This is a genomic window from Catenovulum agarivorans DS-2, assembly GCF_000568405.1.
GTDB lineage: Bacteria > Pseudomonadota > Gammaproteobacteria > Enterobacterales > Alteromonadaceae > Catenovulum > Catenovulum agarivorans_A.
Genome location: NZ_ARZY01000133.1, coordinates 1 through 255 on the forward strand (window position 1 = coordinate 1; position 255 = coordinate 255).

The 255-nt window shown below is 39.6% G+C and carries 1 protein-coding gene; it reads right to left on the reverse strand.

The genetic code is table 11. The annotated features are described in order from the left end of the window. Positions 1–255, reverse strand: a 255-nt coding sequence (locus tag DS2_RS19505) for a reverse transcriptase domain-containing protein (RefSeq protein WP_035016762.1), incomplete at both ends; no start/stop codon positions are given.

Genomic DNA, 255 nt, shown 5'->3' on the forward strand with positions numbered 1-255 from the left:
ACCCGCACGTTTTGATTTTACTAAAATTATAAAATCATCAGCGTACCGAGCAAATTGGTGGCCTCGTTGTTCCAATTCTTTGTCTAAATCATCCAACATTATATTGGATAATAAAGGGGAAAGTGGACCGCCTTGCGGAACACCTTCTAGGCTTGGAGTTAAAGTGCCATTGTCTTCAATTCCTGCTCTCAAATAACGACCAATCAGTTTGAGCAAGCGTTTATCTTTGATATGACGTGATAAATTTCGCATCAG